Raw genomic sequence first — 3,850 nt, 5'->3', positions numbered from 1 at the left:
CCGCCGCCCGCGCTGCGCAACGGCGTGCCGACCTGCCCCCGACACGGCGCACGGCTCGGTGACGCCGGCCCGCGTCCGCGTACCGAGGTGCTCGCGGTGCGCGTCGGCGGCCTGGTCCGGCGGCGGTTCGTGCTCAGCGAGGAGCAGCCGATCGTGGCCGGTCGGGCGCCCGAGCAGGACGGCGGAATCATGCTCGGGCAGTGGCTCAACGACGAGGCCCGACGCTGGATCAGCCGTGGTCACGTCCGCTTCGAGCTGCGGGTCGGCGAGGTCATCGTGACCGACGTCAGCACCAATGGCTCCGGCATCCGCCCGGCCGGCTCGATGGCCGAGTCGGACCGCATCCCGCTGGCCCCGCAGCAGTCCCGGGTGCTGGGCGAGAACGACATGGTGGAGCTGTACCCGGGGGTGCAGATCGGTCGGGCCGAGGAGTTGCCCACCGGCGCCCCGTTCACCCCCACCTCGGTGATGGCCGAGGCCCCGACGATGGCCATGCGCCTACCCCGTCCCTGACGCGGAAGGCGGGCGCCGGAACCCCGACGCCCGCCTTCCACCACGTTCCCGGGTCAGCCGGCCAGCACCTCGGCCAACTGGGCCACCGCCAGGTCGATCTCCTCCTCGGTGATCACCAGCGGCGGGGCGAGCCGGATGGTGGAGCCGTGGGTGTCCTTGGCGAGCACCCCGCGTGCGGCCAGCCGCTCGCACGCCTCCCGACCGCTCATCAGCGCCGGGTCGATGTCCAGACCGGCCCACAGACCACGGACGCGTACCCCGACCAGACCCTTGCCGACCAGCCCTTCCAGGCCTGCCCGCAGCCGCTCACCCAGCTCGGCCGAGCGGCGCTGGAACTCGCCGGTGGCCAGCAGCCGGACCACCTCGATCGCCACCGCGCAGGCGAGCGGGTTGCCGCCGAAGGTGGAGCCGTGCTGGCCGGGCTTGAGCACGCCGAGTACGTCGGCGTTCGCGGCCACTGCGGAGACCGGCACGATGCCGCCGCCGAGCGCCTTGCCGAGCAGGTACATGTCCGGCACGACGCCCTCGTGGTCACAGGCGAAGGTCGCGCCGGTACGCCCCAGACCCGACTGGATCTCGTCGGCGATGAACAGCACGTTGCGCTCGGTGCAGACCTGGCGTACGCCCGGCAGGTAACCCTCCGGCGGCACTACCACACCCTGCTCACCCTGGATCGGCTCCAGCAGCACGGCCACGGTGTTCTCGTCGATCGCGGCGGTCAGCGCGTCCAGGTCGCCGTACGGAACGACCGTGAACCCCGGGGTGTACGGCCCGAAGTCCGCGCGGGCGTCCTCGTCGGTGGAGAAGCTCACGATGGTGGTGGTCCGGCCGTGGAAGTTGCCCTCGGCGACCACGATGTTGGCCTGCCCGGCGGCCACGCCCTTGACCTGGTAGCCCCACTTGCGGGCCACCTTGATCCCGGTCTCCACCGCCTCGGCGCCGGTGTTCATCGGCAGCACGAGGTCCTTGCCGCACAGCTCGGCCAGCTCCCGGCAGAAGTCGGCGAACTGGTCGTGGATGAATGCCCGGCTGGTCAGCGTCAGCCGGTCCAGTTGGGCGTGCGCGGCGGCGATCAGCTGCGGGTGCCGGTGACCGAAGTTCAGTGCGGAGTAGCCGGCCAGGCAGTCCAGGTAGCGGCGGCCGTCCACGTCGGTGAGCCAGGCGCCCTCGGCGGACGAGATCACCACCGGCAGCGGGTGGTAGTTGTGCGCTGTCCAGCGCTCGGCGTCCCGGACCGCTCCCGGCGTACGCAGCTTGTCATCCACGATCACTTGCTTGCCTTTCCCTGACGGAGTCGCAGCGTGCAGCACTTCGGTCCGCCGCCGGCCTTACGGAGCTCGGACAGGTCGACCCCGATGGTTTCGTAGCCCCGGTCGCGCAGCTTGGCGGCCAGGTCGGTGGCCTGCGCGGGCAGCACCACGTGCCGCCCGTCGCTGACCGCGTTCAACCCCAGCACCTCGGCGTCGGCCATGGTGGCGTGCACCGCGTCGGGGAAGAGCCGGCGCAGCACGGCCTGGCTGCCCGGGGAGAACGCCTCGGGCAGGTACGCCACGGTCCGCTCGTCGAGCACGGTCAACGCGGTGTCCAGGTGGTAGAAGCGCGGGTCGACAAGTTGCATGGTGATCACCGGGTAGCCGAAGACCTCCTGCAACTGGGCGTGCGCGGCATGCGCGGTGCGGAAGCCGGTGCCGGCCAGCAGGTGGTCACCGGCCAGCAGGACGTCGCCCTCGCCCTCGTTGACGTGCTTCGGGTCGTACATCTCGAAGCCGGCGGCCTCGAACCAGGCCCGGTACGCCGGCGCCTCGTCGGCGCGCTGCGGGTCACGGAACTGCACGGCCATCGCCTTGCCGTCGATCACGGTGCCGCCGTTGGCGGCGAAGACCATGTCGGGCAGGCCGGGCACCGGAGTGATCTCCTCGACGGTGTGGCCCAGGTCAAGGTACGTCTGGCGCAGCTGCTCCCACTGCCGGACGGCCAGCGCGGTGTCGACCGGCGCGCTCGGGTCCATCCAGGGGTTGATGGCGTAGTCGACGGCGAAGTACGTCGGCCGGCACATCAACAGGCGCTGGCTGGTGGCGTCCATCGTCATTGTCCTGCTCCCAGGGGTCGGGCGCGCCCGGCCACCGTGGCCCACGGGCTGGCGCCGTTGCTCAACGTTATGCGGCGTCAGCGGCAGGATCCACCACTGAGAGTTGCGCAGACCGAACATTCGTTGCGTCTGGACGGTCCACGGCTACGAATCGTTGCGTTGGGGGTTGCCTGGGCCGGGATTGGTGTTTCCGGCCACCTGCCGCAGGGCCTTCGCGGTGCCCTCGCTGGGCCTCTGCGCGGTGCCTTCGCGGTGCCTTTGCGGTGCCTTTGCGGTGCCCTCGCTGGGCCTTTGCGGGGCCTTTGCTCTGCTGCCTAATACGCACCACCCGCACGCCCGGCATCCGGACGTGCGGGTGGTGCGTGGGGCGCAGCAGAGCAAAGGTGGCGGGCAAGGATGGCCGGGCCGGGGTGTGCGGGGGTTTCGGGTCGGGCCGGCGGGCCATTCCCAAGAAACTGCCAGAACCCGGACACACTTCAGGGGCGGCGAACCGCCGCCCCTGAAAGGGTGTCGCCCGGCCGGTGAACCACCGGACTGATCGGGCTGCCGGCGAACCGCCGGCTGTTCCGCCGGTGCATCACCGGCGAGCGGAACAGTGCCCGCTAGAAACGATCGACAAACTGTGAGTCAAGCCACTCTCGGAAGCGCTGCACCCAGTCGCCGTCCGTGGTCGGCCAGTCGAACTGACCGGTCATCGCGAGCACCCCGATCACGACCGCGGCCAGCCCGATCAACACGCCGAAGAGCGCGTCGGTCTTGCCGGCGACGTGCCGGCGGCGGGTGGCCATCAGGCCGAGCACCGCGAGCACCGCACCGAACGCGCCGAGCCCGATGCCGTACCCGGCCAGGGTCCCGGTCAGCACGAACATCGCACCCGCGACCGAGACGATCAGGCCGAGGGTGGCGAGCAGACTGGCCCGCGGCTTCGGGCCACGCGTCACCGGCGGCTCCGGCGTGGTCACGCCCGAGGTCGGGTCGACCGAGCTGTCCGTGCTGGCCCGGTCGGCGGTGACCCGGTCGGTGGTGTCGGGCCGCCGGGTGGTGCTGTCGAGGTCGGCGTCCCGCTCGGCGGTACGCGCCGTGGTCGTGGCGACGGCGGGCCGGGACTCGGTTTCCACCTTGTCTGCGGTGCCGGTGCGGGACTCGGGTGCGACCGGGCGGGTCGTGCCCTTCACGGGCTCGGGTGCGACGGGGCGGGTCGTGCCGTTCAGGGGCTCGGGTGCGACCGGGCGGGCAGCGCCGGGCCGG

The 3,850-nt window shown here is 71.8% G+C and carries 3 protein-coding genes and 1 pseudogene; 1 reads left to right on the top strand and 3 read right to left on the bottom strand.

Going from position 1 to position 3,850, the window contains the following annotated elements:
- Positions 1–513 (top strand): FHA domain-containing protein (locus tag PSH25_RS28855; protein ID WP_502361364.1); only part of this gene is annotated, 513 nt, incomplete at its 5' end.
- A 53-nt stretch (positions 514–566) separates the two neighbouring features.
- On the opposite strand, the gene rocD is transcribed toward PSH25_RS28855, so the two are convergent.
- The 3 genes and pseudogenes from rocD to PSH25_RS28840 all read right to left on the bottom strand — a co-directional run.
- On the bottom strand, positions 567–1,781 hold the full coding sequence (rocD, locus tag PSH25_RS28850) for an ornithine--oxo-acid transaminase (protein ID WP_238662032.1): 1,215 nt from the start codon (positions 1,779–1,781) through the stop codon (positions 567–569).
- Positions 1,781–2,596 carry a dimethylargininase gene (gene ddaH / locus PSH25_RS28845; RefSeq protein ID WP_238662031.1) on the bottom strand — a complete coding sequence of 272 codons (816 nt, stop codon included), beginning with the start codon at positions 2,594–2,596 and terminating at the stop codon, positions 1,781–1,783. Before ddaH ends, rocD begins: the two co-directional genes overlap by 1 nt.
- Before the next feature lie 608 nt (positions 2,597–3,204).
- Positions 3,205–3,850: pseudogene (locus tag PSH25_RS28840) on the bottom strand (hypothetical protein); the annotation flags it as partial.

Origin of the sequence: Micromonospora foliorum (assembly GCF_022229015.1) — a bacterium.
GTDB lineage: Bacteria > Actinomycetota > Actinomycetes > Mycobacteriales > Micromonosporaceae > Micromonospora > Micromonospora foliorum.
The sequence above is the reverse complement of the archived record's forward strand: the minus strand, read 5'-3'. Positions and strand labels throughout refer to the sequence as shown.